This window comes from Streptomyces sp. NPDC006691 (genome assembly GCF_042869955.1).
In the GTDB taxonomy this organism is placed as follows: Bacteria; Actinomycetota; Actinomycetes; order Streptomycetales; family Streptomycetaceae; genus Streptomyces.
The window spans coordinates 25,577-41,297 of sequence record NZ_JBIAGW010000013.1; the positions used below are offsets into that span (position 1 = coordinate 25,577).

Annotated in this window: 11 protein-coding genes; 8 read left to right on the forward strand and 3 right to left on the reverse strand. The window is 73.6% G+C overall.

What is annotated here, in order from left to right; genetic code table 11:
- Nucleotides 1-124 precede the first annotated feature (124 nt).
- A complete protein-coding gene (gene mycP, locus ACFYNP_RS25780; RefSeq protein ID WP_388788609.1) occupies nucleotides 125-1,378 on the reverse strand; it encodes a type VII secretion-associated serine protease mycosin in 1,254 nt (417 codons plus the stop codon).
- A 14-nt stretch (nucleotides 1,379-1,392) separates the two neighbouring features.
- On the reverse strand, nucleotides 1,393-2,919 hold the full coding sequence (eccB, locus tag ACFYNP_RS25785) for a type VII secretion protein EccB (RefSeq protein WP_388788612.1): 1,527 nt from the start codon (nucleotides 2,917-2,919) through the stop codon (nucleotides 1,393-1,395).
- A gap of 180 nt (nucleotides 2,920-3,099) precedes the next feature.
- Here eccB and eccE point away from each other — a divergent pair, with 180 nt between their 5' ends.
- The 8 genes from eccE (at nucleotide 3,100) to ACFYNP_RS25825 (ending at nucleotide 15,203) form a co-directional block, all read left to right on the forward strand.
- Nucleotides 3,100-4,461 carry a type VII secretion protein EccE gene (gene eccE, locus ACFYNP_RS25790; protein WP_388788615.1) on the forward strand — a complete coding sequence of 454 codons (1,362 nt, stop codon included), beginning with the start codon at nucleotides 3,100-3,102 and terminating at the stop codon, nucleotides 4,459-4,461.
- Entirely contained in the window at nucleotides 4,461-5,195 is a 735-nt protein-coding gene (locus ACFYNP_RS25795) for a hypothetical protein (protein ID WP_388412330.1), read from the forward strand. Before eccE ends, ACFYNP_RS25795 begins: the two co-directional genes overlap by 1 nt.
- A gap of 361 nt (nucleotides 5,196-5,556) precedes the next feature.
- A complete protein-coding gene (locus ACFYNP_RS25800; RefSeq protein ID WP_388788618.1) occupies nucleotides 5,557-9,150 on the forward strand; it encodes an SCO5717 family growth-regulating ATPase in 3,594 nt (1,197 codons plus the stop codon).
- 228 nt (nucleotides 9,151-9,378) lie between these two features.
- On the forward strand, nucleotides 9,379-11,226 hold the full coding sequence (locus ACFYNP_RS25805; protein ID WP_388788621.1) for an ABC transporter substrate-binding protein: 1,848 nt from the start codon (nucleotides 9,379-9,381) through the stop codon (nucleotides 11,224-11,226).
- Nucleotides 11,227-11,229: 3 nt separating this feature from the next.
- Entirely contained in the window at nucleotides 11,230-12,297 is a 1,068-nt protein-coding gene (locus tag ACFYNP_RS25810; protein WP_388788624.1) for an ABC transporter permease, read from the forward strand.
- A gap of 43 nt (nucleotides 12,298-12,340) precedes the next feature.
- Nucleotides 12,341-13,249 (forward strand): ABC transporter permease, encoded by a 909-nt coding sequence (locus ACFYNP_RS25815; RefSeq protein ID WP_388788628.1) that lies wholly within the window; start codon nucleotides 12,341-12,343, stop codon nucleotides 13,247-13,249.
- The gene (locus ACFYNP_RS25820; protein ID WP_388788631.1) at nucleotides 13,246-14,214 is read left to right on the forward strand and encodes an ABC transporter ATP-binding protein; all 969 of its coding nucleotides are present in this window, start codon (nucleotides 13,246-13,248) and stop codon (nucleotides 14,212-14,214) included. The genes ACFYNP_RS25815 and ACFYNP_RS25820 overlap by 4 nt, the downstream gene beginning before the upstream one ends.
- Nucleotides 14,211-15,203 carry an oligopeptide/dipeptide ABC transporter ATP-binding protein gene (locus ACFYNP_RS25825; protein WP_388788634.1) on the forward strand — a complete coding sequence of 331 codons (993 nt, stop codon included), beginning with the start codon at nucleotides 14,211-14,213 and terminating at the stop codon, nucleotides 15,201-15,203. The genes ACFYNP_RS25820 and ACFYNP_RS25825 overlap by 4 nt, the downstream gene beginning before the upstream one ends.
- On the opposite strand, the gene ACFYNP_RS25830 is transcribed toward ACFYNP_RS25825, so the two are convergent.
- Complete coding sequence (locus tag ACFYNP_RS25830) at nucleotides 15,190-15,705, reverse strand: hypothetical protein (protein WP_388788637.1); 516 nt, start codon at nucleotides 15,703-15,705, stop codon at nucleotides 15,190-15,192. The genes ACFYNP_RS25825 and ACFYNP_RS25830 overlap by 14 nt on opposite strands.
- Between the last annotated feature and the right edge of the window lie 16 nt (nucleotides 15,706-15,721).

Sequence of the window (15,721 nt, forward strand, 5' to 3'; positions counted from 1 at the left end):
CGACTGCGCTACTTCGGGTCGCTCAGGGGGCTGAGTTCCCTCAGCCACCTCGGCCCGCCGGCTCGCTCAGTCCCCTCAGTTCGCTCAAAGCTACGAGGAGTTGGCGTACCGGGCATGAGTACTTCTACTCAGTTGCTCCGTTCCCGTCCGTCACGCGCCGGCTCCGGCGTCTCGCGTCCCGGATCGTCACCGCCGCGCCGCCCAGCACCGCCGCCAGGACCGCCGCCCCGGTCGCCACGTACACGGCCAGGCGCTGGGTGCGTTGTTCGTCGGTCTCGCCGAGGTGGAGAGCTGCGGGGGTGGGGGCGCGGGCGGGGGTGACGCCCTCGTGGGCGGCCGGGGACTCCAGGGGGTGATCGTCCTCGGTGAGGGCGCGGACCGGGTCGACGACGCCCCAGCCGACCAGCCGGTCGTGTCCGGCCACCGAGCGTTCCGCGGTCTGCTGGATCTGCGTGACGATCTCGCGCTGGGTCCACTGGGGGTGCTTGGCCTTGATGAGCGCCGCCACCGCGGCGACGTAGGGCGCCGCGAAGCTCGTGCCGTTGTCGGCGCAGTGGCCGCCGCCGGGCACGGTGGAGACCATGTCGACGCCGGGCGCGGCCACGCCCACGAACGCGCCGGACTGCGAGAAGGCGGCCCGTTCGTTGTTGCGGTCGGACGCGGCGACGGCGAGAACGCCCGGGAAGGACGCCGGGTAGGTCTGCTTGACGTTGCCGCCGAGGCCGTCGTTGCCCGCCGAGGCGACCACCACGATCTGGTGGGCCAGGGCCGCGTCGACCGCCTGCCGCAGGGAGCCGGCGGGCTCCACCGCGTTCGCCGTGTCCTGGGAGATGTTGATGACTTCGGCGCCCTCGTCGATCGCGTGGCGGATGGCTTGGGCCAGGGTCTCCGCCGTGCCGTGGCCGTCGGCGTCGTTCTGCTGGATGGGGATGATCGTCGCGTCGGGGGCGAGGCCCACGAAGCCCGTGCCACTGGCGGGGCGGGCCGCGATGATCCCGGCGACCTTCGTCCCGTGTCCGACGGTGTCGGTCGTGCCGTTCTCGGCGCCGCGCGGGAGCGGCCGGTTGTCGGGGTCCTTGAGGTCCTTGGGCAGGTAGTTCACGCCCTTGGAGGCGTCGACGGCCGCGGCCAGTTGGGGGTTCTTCGTGTCGACGCCGGTGTCGATCACGGCGACCTTCACGTTCTTGCCGGTCGACTGGTGCCACAGCTCGTCCAGGAGTACGCGCTGGAGCGCCCAGGGGCGGCCGGCGTAGGGCTTGGAGGGAAAGGTGCACTGGTCGCTGCCGCCGTCGTCGACGGGGGCGGCGGCCGCGGGCGACGCCAGCACGGTCAGGGCCGCCGCGGCGGACAGGGCAACGGTCTTGAGGACGTACGCCATGGTCGTGCCGCCCCTCAGGAGCCCTGGGGCTGGCGCGCCGCCCCGGTCGACAGGCGGGGTCCGGTGGGCAGGAACGTGGACCAGCTCATGGGGATCGGCGCCGGCTCGGACTTGGCGTAGCCGAGCCGGGTCTGGGCCTGCTGGGCCTCCTGGTCGAGCTGCTTGCGCTGATCGGCGCTGAGGCCGGCGCCGGAGTCGCCGTCGGCGCTGTCGCTGTTGGACTGCATGGCATAGCGCAGGCCCGTGTCCGTCACCAGGAAGACGCCGCCCGCCGTGGCCTGGGCACCCTGGACCTGGCGGAAGAGCTGGCCGGAACCGGGCGTCACGTAGGCGCTGCTGGAGCCGGTGGGCAGCGGGGCGGGGAAGTCGGTGCCCGCCCAGGTGCTCATGGTGGTGGCGCCGTTGTCCTTGTTGACGTCGCGCAGCACGTTGCAGACGGTGTTGCGGCTGCCGCTCGCCGTGCCCGCGTCGTTGACGGCGACCGGCGCCTGGCGCGGCCAGTTCTCCCGGGCGGCGAACTCGGTGGGCTCCGGGGTGAACTGGGAGGCGTTGGTCTCCGTGGCCTGGCCGGTCTTCATGAGGTTGCCGAGCGCACGGCTGTTGAGGAGCAGCTTCGCCGTGAAGTCGGAGACCGGCGCGATCCTCCCCTGCTGGACGAGGTAGTACTGGCTGCCCGCGCCGTTGGGCGCGCGCAGGACCATGCCGATCTTGTTGGCGTCGGGGGCCAGGGTGCCGGGCACGCCCGCGGGGGCGCCGATCTTCCCCTCGACCTTGGGGAAGGTGATCGGGTCACCCGAACGGAGGGTCTCCAGCCACTGCTTGGACACCCGCTCGGGCTGCCGGCCGGAGCCGACCAGGGCGCGCAGCAGGAGCTCGTCGGAGCCGACCTGGTACTTGGTGCCCTGGGCGTCCACGACGTAACGGGTCTTGTCCTCGGCTCCCACGACGTACATGAGCTGTCCGCCGGTCAGCCGTTCGGAGCCGTCCGTGCGTTTCATGTCGCGGTCGGCGAAGACGAACGCGGCCTTCTGGATGGCGCGTCCGCCGTCGCCGGGACGCTCGCACACCGCCCAGCGCTTGGCGGATCCGGCCTCGTCCGAGGAGGGCAGCCGGTCGGGTGCGTAGGGGATGCCGAGGGTGGCGCCGTGGGGCAGGGAGCCCTTGTCGAGCACGGATTCGTCGACCTTGACGACCTGGCCCTTGTCGGGGTCGAGCAGGAGTTTCGCGGACGCCATGTTGAGGACGGGGTGCAGTTCCTTCCTGCCGTCGGTGGTCAGCACCACGTACCGGGTGGTGGACTCGCTCGCGATGATCACCTTCTCGCCCGGGGTGTCCCAGCCGGGCGGCGCGGTAGGTTTGAACATCCCCCACGCGCCGAACGCGGCGAGCAGCACCACGGCCGCGACGGCGCCCGGAAGCACGGCGCGCAGCGGGCGCGGCGCCCCCTCTTCCGAGCCCGTCGGCGAGGGCTGGATGAACGATGCGAGCGTGCGACGCTTCGCGAAGGTGTACGCGTTGAGCTCGTCCCGCCGTGATGCCATGAGTGTCCGCGTTCTCCATTGTCCCCGTGCGGAGCGGCGGGAGCCCGTCTCCCGCCCTGCGTTGTCAGACCGGCGACCTACTATGCCTGTTACGTGATCGTACGCCTGGGGCGGATAGGGTGAGCGGGTTCTCAAAGGCCCCATCGGCCAAGGGCTTTCGAGGAGTTCGGGGGGTTCAGGATGGTTTCGCCGACAGGGACTCGGTCGCGCTCGCGGGAGCGCTCCGCCGCGCCGGGTGGCGAAAGCCCGCGTCCAGGAGGGCGTACGGAGCCGTCCCCGGCGGTGGTGCGTCAGCCGGCGCCGGTGGCCGTCGGACCGGTGGCGCCCCGCCTCAAATCCCGTTCCGGACGCGTTGGTTCGTTTCGTCTGCAACAGCTGGTCCTGATCGAGTCGGCCGCCGTGCTCCTGTTCGCCGCGTGGGTCGCCGGGCCGATGGCGCTGGTGCCGGCGGGCGTCGTCGCCGCGGCTCTCGTGGTGCTCGCGGTGGTGCGGCCGCGGGGGCGCACGCTGCCCGAATGGCTGGGCACCGCGTGGGCGCTGCGACAGCGCCGACGCCGCGCGGGCGGCATCGTGGTGCCGCCGGGCACCCTGCCGGGGCTCGCGCCGGCCGTGGAGTGCGATCCGACGCTGCGCACCTACAGCCACGGCGACCGGGACCAGCGGCCGATCGGGATGATCGGTGACGGCGGCTTCCTCACCGTCGTCCTCCAGGTCGAGTCGGACGCGACGGCGCTGCGGGCCGACCGCGGCAGGCGCCCGCTCCCGCTGGCGCTGGTGCGCGATGCGCTCGACGTGGACGACATCCGTCTCGAATCGGCACAGATCGTGCTGCACACCCAGCCGGCCCCGGCGCTGCGGCTGCCCCAGCAGTCGGTGGCGGTCACCAACTACGCACCCCTGCACGCCCAGACGGCGTCGCCGGCGATCCGCATCACCTGGATCGCCCTGAAGCTCAACCCGCAGCTGTGCCCGGAGGCGGTGGCCGCGCGGGACGGCGGCATCGAGGGCGCCCAGAAGTGCGCGGCACGCGCCGCGCTCCATCTGGCGAGCCGGCTGACCGGCGCGGGCCTGCACACCACGGTGCTGACCGAGGAGGAGCTGGCGGACGCGGTCGCCACGTCGGCCTGCGCCAATCCGCTCGTCACGGCGCAGGCGGGCCGCACGGAGGCGCCGCAGCGGCGCACCGAGGAGTCGAGCCGGTCCTGGCGCTGCGACAACCGTCGGCACACCACGTACTGGGTGCGGCGCTGGCCGCGGATCGACGCGGCGTCCGGGACGGGCGGGCTGCCGCAGTTGGCAGCCCTCCTGACGGGGATCCCCGCGCTCGCGACCACCTTCAGCCTCACCATCGCGCGGACGAGTGCCCGGGAGGGCACCATCAGCGGCCACGTCAGGGTCACCGGCCGCAGTGACGCCGAACTGGCTTCGGCCCGGCAGGCGTTGACGCGCACCGCGCGCGAGGCGAAGACCGGGCTCGTGCCGCTCGACCACGAGCAGCTCCCCGGGATGCTCGCCACTCTGCCGTTCGGAGGCGCCCGCTGATGGCCACCACGACTTCGGCGGCGAGCGCGCGCCCCGGGCCCCGCACGGGCTTCGGCCTCATCGGCCCGCGCCACCGCCGGCATGCCCTGTCCATCGAGCAGTTGGACGCGTTGGCGCTGCCCATCGGGGACGACGGGGTGGTCGTCGGCGTGGACACCGAGGGCCGGCCCGCGGTGCTCGGGGTGAGCCGGCCGACCGCGTACGACATCGTGTTCATCGGCGGTCTGTGGACGGCCCATGTGCTCGCGCTGCGCGCCGCGGCGACCGGCATACGCGTCGCGGTCGAGACCGGCCGCCCCCAGGCGTGGGCCCCGCTGGTGCACGCGATCGCCAGCCAGAGCGGCATGACGGTGCACGACGTGGGCCGGGTGCCTCCGCTCGGCGCGTCGGCCGGCGAGCCGGTGCTCGTGGTGCGGGACTGCGGTATGCGGCCGCCCCGCGGGCGGGTGGTCTCGGCGCCCTGGCAGGCGGTGCTGACCCTGCTCCCCTATGTCAGTCCGGTCGCCCCGCGGCTGATCCGCCAGGCACGGCTCGTCGGTGTGCAGCGGGTCTCGCCGGACGAGGCCGCGCAGCTGAGCCGCATCGTGAACCTGCCGCGCACGGAGCAGGAGGCCCTCTCGACGCTCGCGGACGGCGTCACCCTGTGGTGCAACGACCGCGACCGTTCCTTCACCATGACGCAGGCCACCGACACCGAGACCGGATTGTTGGGGAACGCCCGACGGGTCGACTGACACGGGGCGCGGCGCGGGAGTTGACCCGGTCCGACCCTTTCGTCCCCCACTCCCGGCCCCGGCCCGGCCACTTCGGCGTGGCCCCTGAGGCGAGGGTGACGAAGGGGACAGGCGCTCGGGGTGGCCGGGCCTGCCGTACCGGTATTGACGACGATTAGGGTGGGACGGACCGGGGGCAGGGACTCCATGGCGACGCACGCCGTCCGACGTTCCGGACGACGCGGCGCTCGCGGTGGGGACAGAGGCGGGCGACCGCGCACGACTCCGCGCCCCGCACACGGGGAGTGCCCCGCCCCGGTCCGTACACGTCCAGGAAACCCACGGCCCACGACCCGGTCACAGGCGAAACGAAAGGAAACCGGTGAACAGCGACCAGGACCAGTTCCGCACCGGCGGGAACGCACGCGACGAGAATCGGTCCGACGCCGATCCCGAGACCACGGGTGAGTTCACCATCGACTACACCCCGCCCGCCTGGTACACCCAGGGTGCGCAGGACACCCCGCCCGCGCAGGCACCGACTCCGGCACCGGCACCGGCTCCCTTCGGGGAGCAGAGCGGGAACGCGGGGGCTCCGCTTCCGCCACCCCCACCGACCGGTCCGGCCGGTGCACCGCTCAACGTGCCGAGCCTTCCGGACGACGGTGGCTGGCAGCCGCATTGGGCCACCACGCCGCCTCCGCCTCCGGCCGCTTCGGCACCGGCCACTCCCCCGGCCGCCTTCCCGGCACCCGCGCCCCCGGCCCCGCCCGCACCCCCCGCTCCCCGTCCTGCGGACGAGGGCCAGGCCTTCGGCGGCGGCGACATCGAGAGCGGCGCGACGATGCGGTTCTCGCCCACCGCCCTCAAGCGGGAGTTCGAGCAGCTCGAAGCGGCGGCGGCCGCGGCACGCGGGGAATCCGCGCCCGCGCCGACCACGCCCCCGGCTCCGCCCGCCCCGGCACCCGTCTCTGACCCATCGTCAGCCTCAGCGCCCGCGCACGAGCCGACCGCGGCGACCGTGACACCCTCGGCGGAGGACGCCGACCCCGGGAGCCCCGAAGCCCTCGACGCCCCCGCAGCGCCGGCCACTTCGGACGCCTCGGACGCCCCTGCTTCCAGCCCTGCGGCCGGCTCGACGGAATCCGGCCGCAGCGGCGAATCCGGCGATTCGGTCAACTCGGGCGACTCCGACGGCTCGGGCGGCTCGACCGACTCGGGCGCTTCGGACGGCTTTGACGATTTCGACCCCTTCAACGAGGGTCCCAACAGGCGCCCCAGCGGCACGCTGTCGACCCTGGCCTCCGCCGAGGACGCCCCCAAGGCGCCGTCGGCCGACGAGGACGGCGAAGACGACAAGGGCGACCTCCCCTCGCACGACGACGCCCCCGACAGCTCCCACGGCGACGTCGCGCCGAACGACAGCCCGGCCGTCCCGGAGCCGGGCCATCCTCGCTTCGACGCCGAGCACCCCGTCGACGCCACCCCTTCGGACGCCGTCCCCACGGACGCCGTCCCCGCAGACGCCGCCCCCGCAGACGCCGAAGCCACAGACGCCGAAGCCACCCCGGAGGCCGCCCCGCCCGCGCCCATCACGGACGCGGCACCCCTCACGGACACGGCTCCGATCGCCGATGCCGTGCCGGTCGCGGACGCGGCTCCGATCGCGGACGCTGTAGCGCCCGTGGATGCCGTCCCCTCGGACGCCCCTGCCGTGGAGCCGCAGGACGCGCCCCCCGCCGATCAGCCGTGGGCCGCGTCCGCCGGGCCGCAGCCCGGGCTCCCGCCGCTGCCCCCGGCGTTCCAGCCCGCCGCGCCCACCGCCGCACCCCAGTGGCCGGTACAGCCGCAGGCACAGCCGGCGCCGGGACCGTTCCCGGAGCAGGCCGCACCGGCCGCCCCCGGGTGGCCGCAGCAGCCGCAGCCCCCGCAGCAGCAGGGCGGCTACGACTTCCCCCACCAGGGTCAGCCCGCACCGCAGGCCCACCCGGGCCAGCCGGGCCACCCGGGCCAGCCGGGCCACCCAGGCCAGCCGGGTCAACCGGGGGGCACCCCCCAGCCGCCCGCGCCCAACTCCCTTCCCCCGCAAGGCAGTTACGGCTTCCCGCACCCGAACGCCGCCCCGAGCACCCCTCCGGCTCCCGCGGCCCCCGCTGACGCCGCGCAGCAAGGCGGCTACGGCTTCCCGCACCCCGCCACCCCACCGGCCCAGGCCCAGGACCAGGCCCCGATCCCGGCGCCGGCCGCACCGCAGCCCGGCCCCGTGCCCGGCGCCGCACAGGGCGGCTACGGCTTCCCGCAGCAGGGTCGGCCCGGACCGCAGGGCGGCCCCATACAGGGGCAGCCCGCCCCGGTGGCGCAGCCGGGCCCGCAGGGTCCCGTCGACCCGCACGCCCAGCCGACGCCCCCCGTGCAGCCCGTCGACCCCCGGTCCGGTACCGCCTGGCCCGCGCCGATCGCGCACGACCAGCGGGAGCGCTCGAACCCGGGCGCCCCGCTCGGGTACACGGCCGCCGTCGAGCTGTCCTCCGACCGGCTGCTGCGCAACAACAAGCCGAAGGCGAAGAGCAGCCGGGGCCCGGCTGCCGGGGCCTCGCGCTTCAAGCCCGGCGCCAAGAAGGAGGAGGCGGCCAGGCAGCACAAGCTCAACCTGATCCGGACGCCCGTCCTGTCCTGCTACCGGATCGCCGTCATCTCCCTCAAGGGCGGTGTCGGCAAGACGACCACGACGACCGCGCTGGGTGCGACCCTGGCCACCGAGCGGCAGGACAAGATCCTGGCGATCGACGCCAACCCCGACGCCGGCACGCTCGGCCGCCGGGTGCGTCGTGAGACCGGGGCCACCATTCGCGACCTGGTCCAGGCGATCCCGTACCTCAACTCGTACATGGACATCCGCCGGTTCACCTCGCAGGCGCCGTCCGGACTCGAAATCATCGCGAACGACGTCGACCCCGCGGTGTCCACGACGTTCAACGACGAGGACTACCGGCGCGCCATCGACGTCCTCGGCAAGCAGTACCCGATCATCCTCACCGACTCGGGCACCGGTCTGCTGTACTCCGCGATGCGCGGGGTGCTCGACCTCGCCGACCAGTTGATCATCATCTCGACGCCGTCGGTGGACGGCGCGTCCAGCGCCTCGACCACGCTCGACTGGCTCTCGGCGCACGGCTACGCCGAGCTGGTCCAGCGTTCCCTCACGGTCATCTCCGGCGTCCGCGAGACCGGCAAGATGATCAAGGTGGACGACATCGTGCAGCACTTCCAGACGCGCTGCCGCGGTGTGGTCGTGGTGCCGTTCGACGAGCACCTGTCGGCGGGCGCCGAGGTGGACCTCGACATGATGCGGCCCAAGACCCGGGAGGCCTACTTCAACCTCTCCGCGCTGGTGGCCGAGGACTTCGTCCGCGCCCAGCAGCAGCAAGGGCTGTGGACGGGGGACGGTCTCAACCCGCCCCCGCACATGGCCCCGCCGATGCCGGGCCATCAGGGCGCCCCCGCCCAGCCGTTCCCCGGCCAGGCGCAGCCCCAGCCGCAGTCCGGCCAGCCCTACCCGGGACAGCCCTACCCGGAACAGCCCCAGCCCGGCGTGGCCCAGCCGGGACCCTACCCCGGTCAGCCCCAGCCGGCCCCGGGTCACCCCGCGCCGGGGCAGCCGTTCCCGCAGCAGGCGCAGCCCGGCCAGCCCTACCCGGCGCCGCAGAACCGGCCCTACCCCGGTCAGCCGTACCCCGGCCAGGCCTACGGGGCCCAGCCGGCCCCATCGGGACAGCCGGGACAGCCGGGACAGCCGGGACAGCCCGGGCAGATGCCCGCGCCCCAGCCGGGCCAGCCGGGGCAGCCCGCTCCCGGCCAGCCCTACCCCAACGCCCCGCAGCCGCCCGCCGGCTGGCAGCACCAGCCGCCGCGGCCGCAGGCCGGGGAGGACGGCGGCGATCACGCTCCGCAACCGCCGTCAGCCCCTCAGCAGTAGGGCGGCGGAGGACTGGACCAATGAGGGCCCGCACCGTGGGAACGGTGCGGGCCCTTCGGTGTTTTCGCAGACCACATGGCCCGCGAATGGCCTGCGATGCCTCGTTGACACGTCTAGACCACGCTGATAGACCTGCGCCCAAACCGGCCACCGCCTCCTGTTCCACCGGCGCTCCGCCTGCGATCAACCCTGCTTTTCCGTGCGAGTGATGACGCGAGGTCACCGTCCATGGCAAGAACAGTCCCGTCGCGCGACACCCCGCGACCGTCGCGGCCGGGCCGCCGGGTGGCCCTGGGGGCTGCCGCCCTGGCGCTGATCGCCGGAGCCGCACTCCCCGCCCGGGGCGCCACGGCCGGCGACGCCCCGGGCGGGCGGAAGGTGCTCACGGTCGCCGTCTCGCAGAGCGTCGACTCGCTGAGCCCCTTCCTCGCCCAGCGGGTGATCAGCACCAGCGTGCACCGTCTGATGTATCCGTACCTGACGGACTACGACCCGAAGGACGGTCACGCGATCGCGGGTCTCGCCACCGCGTGGAGGGCCTCGCGGTCCAAGCTCACCTGGACGTACACCCTGCGCGGGAACTCCCGCTGGTCGGACGGGCAGCCGGTCACCGCCCGGGACGCGGCCTGGACGTTCAACACGATGATGGGCGACAAGGGCGCGGCGACCGCCAACGGCAGCTTCGTCGCGAACTTCAAGAAGGTCAGCGCGCCGGACCCGGCCACGCTCGTCGTCGAACTCAAGCGGCCCCAGGCGACGATGACGGCGCTCGACGTGCCGATCGTGCCGGAGCACGTGTGGGCGAAGGTCGGCGACTTCACCAAGTTCAACAACGACCGGCGATTCCCCGTCGTCGGCGACGGACCGTTCGTCCTGACCGAGTACAAGGTCGACCAGTACATCAAGCTGAAGCCGAACAACAGCTTCTGGCGGGGTGCTCCCAAGTTCGACGAGCTGGTCTTCAAGTACTACAAGGACAATGACGCGGCGGTCGCGGCGCTCCGCAAGGGCGAGGTGTCCTTCGTCTCCAACTTGACGCCCGCACAGGCGAGTTCACTGAAGTCCACTCCGGGCATCAAGGTCAACGACGCGCCCGGCCGGCGCTTCCTCGCGCTCGCCACCAACCCCGGTGCGCGGTCCAGGGACGGGAAGAGGTTCGGCGACGGCAACCCGGCGCTGCTCGACGTGAGGGTGCGCCGGGCGCTCTTCGCGGCCATCGACCGCAAGATCCTCGTCGACAAGGTGTTCCAGGGGCACGCGGTCGAGGGGCAGGGTTACATCCCGCCCCGGTTCGCCGACTACTTCTGGACACCGGCCGCCGCCCAGAGGACCTCCTACGATCCGGCGCGGGCGGCGGCGCTGCTCGATGCGGCCGGCTACCGCACGGGAGACGGCGGGAGGCGGCGCGGCAGGGACGGGAAGCCGCTGTCCCTGCGCCTGCTCTGTCACGCCGTCGACCCCAACGACAAGGCCATCGGCAAATACCTCCAGGAGTGGTGGGGCAAGCTCGGCATCGGCCTGACGGTGGACTGCGTCGACAACGTCACCGACCCGTGGGCGGCCGGCGAGTACGACCTCGCCCTGGACGGCTACTCGGTCAGCCCCGACCCCGACTACGTGCTGTCCATCCACACCTGCGCCGCGCTGCCCGCGACGCCGAAGGTGAGCGGACAGACCGACGACTTCGTGTGCGACGGGCGGTTCGACGCGCTGTACGCGCGGCAGGTGGCCGAATACGACACCGCCAAGCGGGCGGACCTGGTCAAGGAGATGGAGTCGCGGCTGTACGACACCGGGTACATCAATGTCATGGCGTACCCCAACGCGGTCGAGGCGTACCGCACCGACCGGATCGCGTCGATCATGACGATGCCCGAGGCCGCGGGCAACATCTTCGGGCAGGACGGCTACTGGAGCTGGTGGTCGGCGGTGCCCGGGCCCGGTTCGGGGGCCGGGCCGCACCGCGGCGCTTCCGCGGGGCTCGTCCTCGGCGTCGTCGCGGGCGTCCTCGTCCTGGCCGGGGCCGGCTCGTTCCTGGTCCTGCGCCGCCGCGCCGGCGCCGACGACCGCGAGTAGCCGATGACCACAGCGAATCCGGCCGGGACCCCCGCCGCGGCCGTCGAGGCGCGCACCGGTCCGCGCGGCCGGCGCTTCGCGGCCGCGGGCCCGGCGCTCACCTGTCTGCGGTACGTGGGCGGCCGGCTGGCGGGGGCGGCGGTCTCGATGTTCGCCGTCCTCGTCACGAGTTTCTTCCTGTTCCGGATCGTTCCCGGCGACCCGGTCCGCACCATGACCCACGGCCGTCAGGTCTCCGCCGAGCAACTGGCCGCCCTCAGAAGCCAGTTCGGGCTCGATCTGCCGCTGTGGCAGCAGTTCACGGACTACTGCCACCGGGCGCTCGCGGGCGATCTGGGCACCTCGTACCAGTTCCATGCCCCGGTCGGCACGCTCATCGCCGAGAAGCTGCCGGCGACCCTGCTCCTGACCGGGACGGCCGTCGTCCTCTATTCGGTGCTCGGCATCTGGCTCGGCACCCGCTCGGCCTGGCGCCGCGGGGGCCTCGGCGACCGGTTCCACACGGGGCTCGCGCTGACGCTGTGGTCGGTGCCGTCGTTCTGGCTCGGGCTGCTGCTCGTCATCACGTTCTCGGTGGGCGCGGGGCCCGTCCCCGGCCTGTTCCCGACCGGGGGCATGGAGTCCGGCGACACCAGCGGCCTCGCCCACGTCCTGGACGTCGCGCACCACCTGGTGCTGCCGGTGCTCACGCTGGTGGCGGTGCAGTACGCGCAGACCCTGCTCGTGATGCGCTCCTCGCTCCTGGACGAGATGGGCGGCGACTATCTGACGACGGCCCGCGCGAAGGGACTGCGCGACGCCGCGGTGCGCCGTCACCACGCGGTGCCCAACGCGCTGCTGCCGACGGTCACGATGCTGTTCATCAATCTGGGCCATGTGGCGGCCGGTTCGATCCTGGTGGAGACGGTGTTCTCCTGGCCGGGGCTGGGCGGCCTCTTCTACCAGGCGCTGAGCGTGCCCGATCTGCCTCTGGTGCAGGGCCTGTTCATGGTTTTCGCGGGCGCGATGATCGTGATGAACCTCCTGGCCGACCTGCTGTATCCGCTCCTCGATCCCAGGGTGGGCCGATGACGACGACCACGTACGCGCCGCCGCCCGGGCCGGAGGCGGCCCGGTGACCACGACCGCCGGCCCCGGCACTGCGGGCTCCCTCGCCTGGGCGCGCCGCCGCGGTTCCGTGGCCCGTTTCTGGCGTGCCTACCGTACGCACCGGGCCGGCCTGTACGGTCTCGCGGGCCTCGTCCTGATCGCCCTGGCCGCGCTCACGGCGCCGCTCACCGTCGGCGACGACGTCCAGAGCGTGACCGGTGCGAGCGGCGGCGCCCTGGAGCCCCCGAGCGCCCGGTTCCCGCTCGGCACCGACCAGTTCGGGCGCTCGCTGCTCGGCCTTCTGGTCTGGGGTGCCCGCGTCTCGCTCGCGGTGGGGCTGCTCGCGGCCGCCCTGAGCGTGGCCATCGGCACCCTGGTCGGCATTCTGGCCGGGCACTACGGGGGGTGGCTCGCCACGGTCCTGATGCGGGTCACCGACTGGTTCCTCGTGATGCCCACGCTGGTGCTCGCGATCGTGCTCGCCACCGTCATGTCGCACAGCCTCTGGACGGTGGTCCTGGCGATCGGTGTGACGTCCTGGCCGACGACGGCCCGGCTCGTGCGGGCGCAGACCATCGCGGTCGAGTCGCGCCCGTACATCGAACGCGCCCGTGCGCTCGGCGGCGGCCACGGCCACGTCATGAGCCGCCACGTCCTGCCGAACGTGATGCCGCTGGTCCTCGCGCAGACCACGCTGGGCATCTCCAACGCCATCCTCACCGAGGCCACCCTCGCCTTCCTGGGTCTTGGCGACCCGACGGTGGTGTCGTGGGGCGGCATGCTCCAGGACGCCCGTGAGGCGGGGGCGGTCTCCTCGGGCCACTGGTGGTACCTGGCGCCGCCCGGTATCGCGATCGCCCTGGTGGCGCTGGCGTTCACGCTCTGCGGCCGGGCCGTCGAGTCCGCCCTCAATCCGAAGCTGGGGGTCCGGTGAGCCTGCTGGAGATCAGGGACCTGCACGTCACGTACGGGAACGGCGCGGCGGCCGTCCGCGGCGTCGACCTGACCATCGAGCCCGGCCGCAAGCTCGGCGTCGCGGGCGAGTCGGGCTGCGGGAAGTCGACGCTCGCGATGGCGCTGCTGCGGCTGCTGCCCTCGTCGGCGAGGCTGACGGGGTCGGTGCTGCTCGACGGCGAGGACGTCCTGACCATGCGGTGGGGGAGGCTGCGGGCGGTCCGCTGGGCGGGCGCGTCCATCGTCTTCCAGGGGGCCATGCACTCGCTCAACGCGGTGCACCGCATCGGCGACCAGATCGCCGAGCCGATCGTGCTGCACGGCCTCGCGTCACCGGCCGAGGCCCGCGAGCGCGTCGCCGGGCTCCTCGAACAGGTGGGCCTGCCGGCCGCCCGGGCGGGCGCCCACCCGCACGAACTGTCCGGCGGTCAGCGTCAGCGCGTGATGATCGCGATGGCGCTGGCGTGCGCCCCGGACCTGATCGTCGCGGACGAGCCGACGACGGCGCTCGACGTGATGATCCAGGCCCAGATCCTGCGGCTGATCGAGCGGCTCGTGGCCGACCAGGGCATCAGTCTGCTGATGATCAGTCACGATCTGGCGGTGCTCGCCGACACCTGCGACCGGCTCGCGGTGATGTACGCGGGCCGCGTCGTCGAGGAGGGCCCGGCACGCCAGGTCTACGCGGCGGCCCGGCACCCGTACGGCCGTGCCCTGTCCGCCGCCTTCCCCCGCATCGGCGACCCGGCCTCGCGCCGTGCGCCGCGCGGGCTTGCGGGCGATCCGCCCGATCCGTCCGCGCTGCCGCCGGGCTGCACCTTCCATCCGCGCTGTCCGGTCGCGGTCGGCGTCTGCGCCGTCGACGACCAGTGGCTGCGGGACGCGGGCCCGGAGCACCGGGCGGCCTGCGTCCACGCCGGTTCGCCGTCGAGGAGCACCGCATGACCACCCCCACGGCTCCCCTCCTCGCCGCGTCCGCGCTGCACGTCGCCTTCCCCGGGCGGCGCGGCGCTCCGCCGGCCCGGGCGGTGGACGGTGTCGAACTCACCGTCGGCGCGGGCGAGATCGTGGCCCTGGTAGGCGAATCGGGCTGCGGCAAGACGACGCTTGCCCGCGCCCTGCTCGGCCTGGTCGCCCCGACCGGCGGCACGGTCCTCTTCGACGGCAGCCCGCTCGACCACCACGCCCGCGCCCTCAAGGCGTACCGCAGGCGCGTCCAGTTGGTGCTTCAGGATCCCAGCGGCTCCCTCAACCCCCGGCACACGGTGTACGACGCGGTGGCCGAGGGCCTGCGCATCCACGGATCGCCCCCGAACGAGGGGGAGTTGGTGGCCGATGCGCTGTCCCGGGCGGGTCTGCGTCCGCCCGAGCGGTTCTTCCTGCGCTATCCGCACGAGCTGTCGGGGGGCCAGCGCCAGCGCGTGGTGATCGCGGGCGCCCTCGTGCTGTCCCCCGAACTGATCGTCGCGGACGAGCCGGTGGCCTCGCTCGACGCGTCGGTGCGCGGCGAGATCCTGGCGCTGCTGCTGCGCCTGCGGGACGAACTCGGCCTGTCCGCGCTGGTGGTGACCCACGATCTCGGTCTGGCCTGGAACATCGCGGACCGGGTGGCGGTGATGTACCTGGGCCGCATCGTGGAGACGGGCCCGGTCGAGGACGTCCTGACGCGCCCCCAACACCCTTACACCCAGGCGCTGTTGTCGGTGCTGCCGGAGTCCCCGGGCGACCCGGTGGTCCTGGCCGGGGAGCCCCCGGACCCCGCCCGCGTCCCGGGCGGCTGCCGCTTCCATGCCCGCTGCCACGTCCTGGCCTCGGGCGAGGCCGACCGGGCGGGCGTCGCGGAACGCTGCCGCACGGACGACCTGCCGGTCCTCGCGGGCGGCCCGGCGGCGCAGGTCGCCTGCCACTGGGCGGCGGCGGTCAGGGGCGGGTGAGCGCCTTGCGGGCGCCGGCTTCGGAGGGGAGTTCGCGGATGAACTGGGTCGCGCAGGTCACGCCGATCCACCAGGCCACGCACGGCACAAGCAAGGGCGCGAAGAACAGCAGCGGTCCGCCGCGCCTGCCGAAGTCGGGGTCCGCGCTGCCTCGGCCCGCCCGCGCCAGCCGGTGGCGTTGCCATGCCTGCTCGGGCGTGGGCGGAGCGGCCGGCTTGGCGCGGATGGTCCGCCGCCCCCAGACCCATCCCCGCACCAGGAAGCCCAGGCTCAGAGCGCCCATCATCATGTCGGCGCCCGCGTGCCATCCGGGCGGCAGCAGCGATTCGACGAGCCGCCACACACCCACCGAGACCAGCCCGAACAGGGCGGCGAAGCCGAGCTGGACCAGCGCCGATACGGCGCGACGCAGCCAGTACCCCACGCCCCGCCGGTACCAGGACGTACCCAGGTGAGGCAGTTTCGCGGGGGCCGCGCCGTCAGAAGAGGCCCGTGAAGCCATGCCACGCCTTCTTCGC

Bases quoted from the DNA above. Each gene is read 5' to 3' on its own strand.
- ACFYNP_RS25830 (WP_388788637.1), bottom strand. From the start codon at position 15,705: ATGGCTTCACGGGCCTCTTCTGACGGCGCGGCCCCCGCGAAACTGCCT.
- ACFYNP_RS25805 (WP_388788621.1), top strand. From the start codon at position 9,379: ATGGCAAGAACAGTCCCGTCGCGCGACACCCCGCGACCGTCGCGGCCG.
- mycP (WP_388788609.1), bottom strand. From the start codon at position 1,378: ATGGCGTACGTCCTCAAGACCGTTGCCCTGTCCGCCGCGGCGGCCCTG.
- eccB (WP_388788612.1), bottom strand. From the start codon at position 2,919: ATGGCATCACGGCGGGACGAGCTCAACGCGTACACCTTCGCGAAGCGT.
- ACFYNP_RS25825 (WP_388788634.1), top strand. From the start codon at position 14,211: ATGACCACCCCCACGGCTCCCCTCCTCGCCGCGTCCGCGCTGCACGTC.
- ACFYNP_RS25795 (WP_388412330.1), top strand. From the start codon at position 4,461: ATGGCCACCACGACTTCGGCGGCGAGCGCGCGCCCCGGGCCCCGCACG.
- ACFYNP_RS25810 (WP_388788624.1), top strand. From the start codon at position 11,230: ATGACCACAGCGAATCCGGCCGGGACCCCCGCCGCGGCCGTCGAGGCG.
- eccE (WP_388788615.1), top strand. From the start codon at position 3,100: ATGGTTTCGCCGACAGGGACTCGGTCGCGCTCGCGGGAGCGCTCCGCC.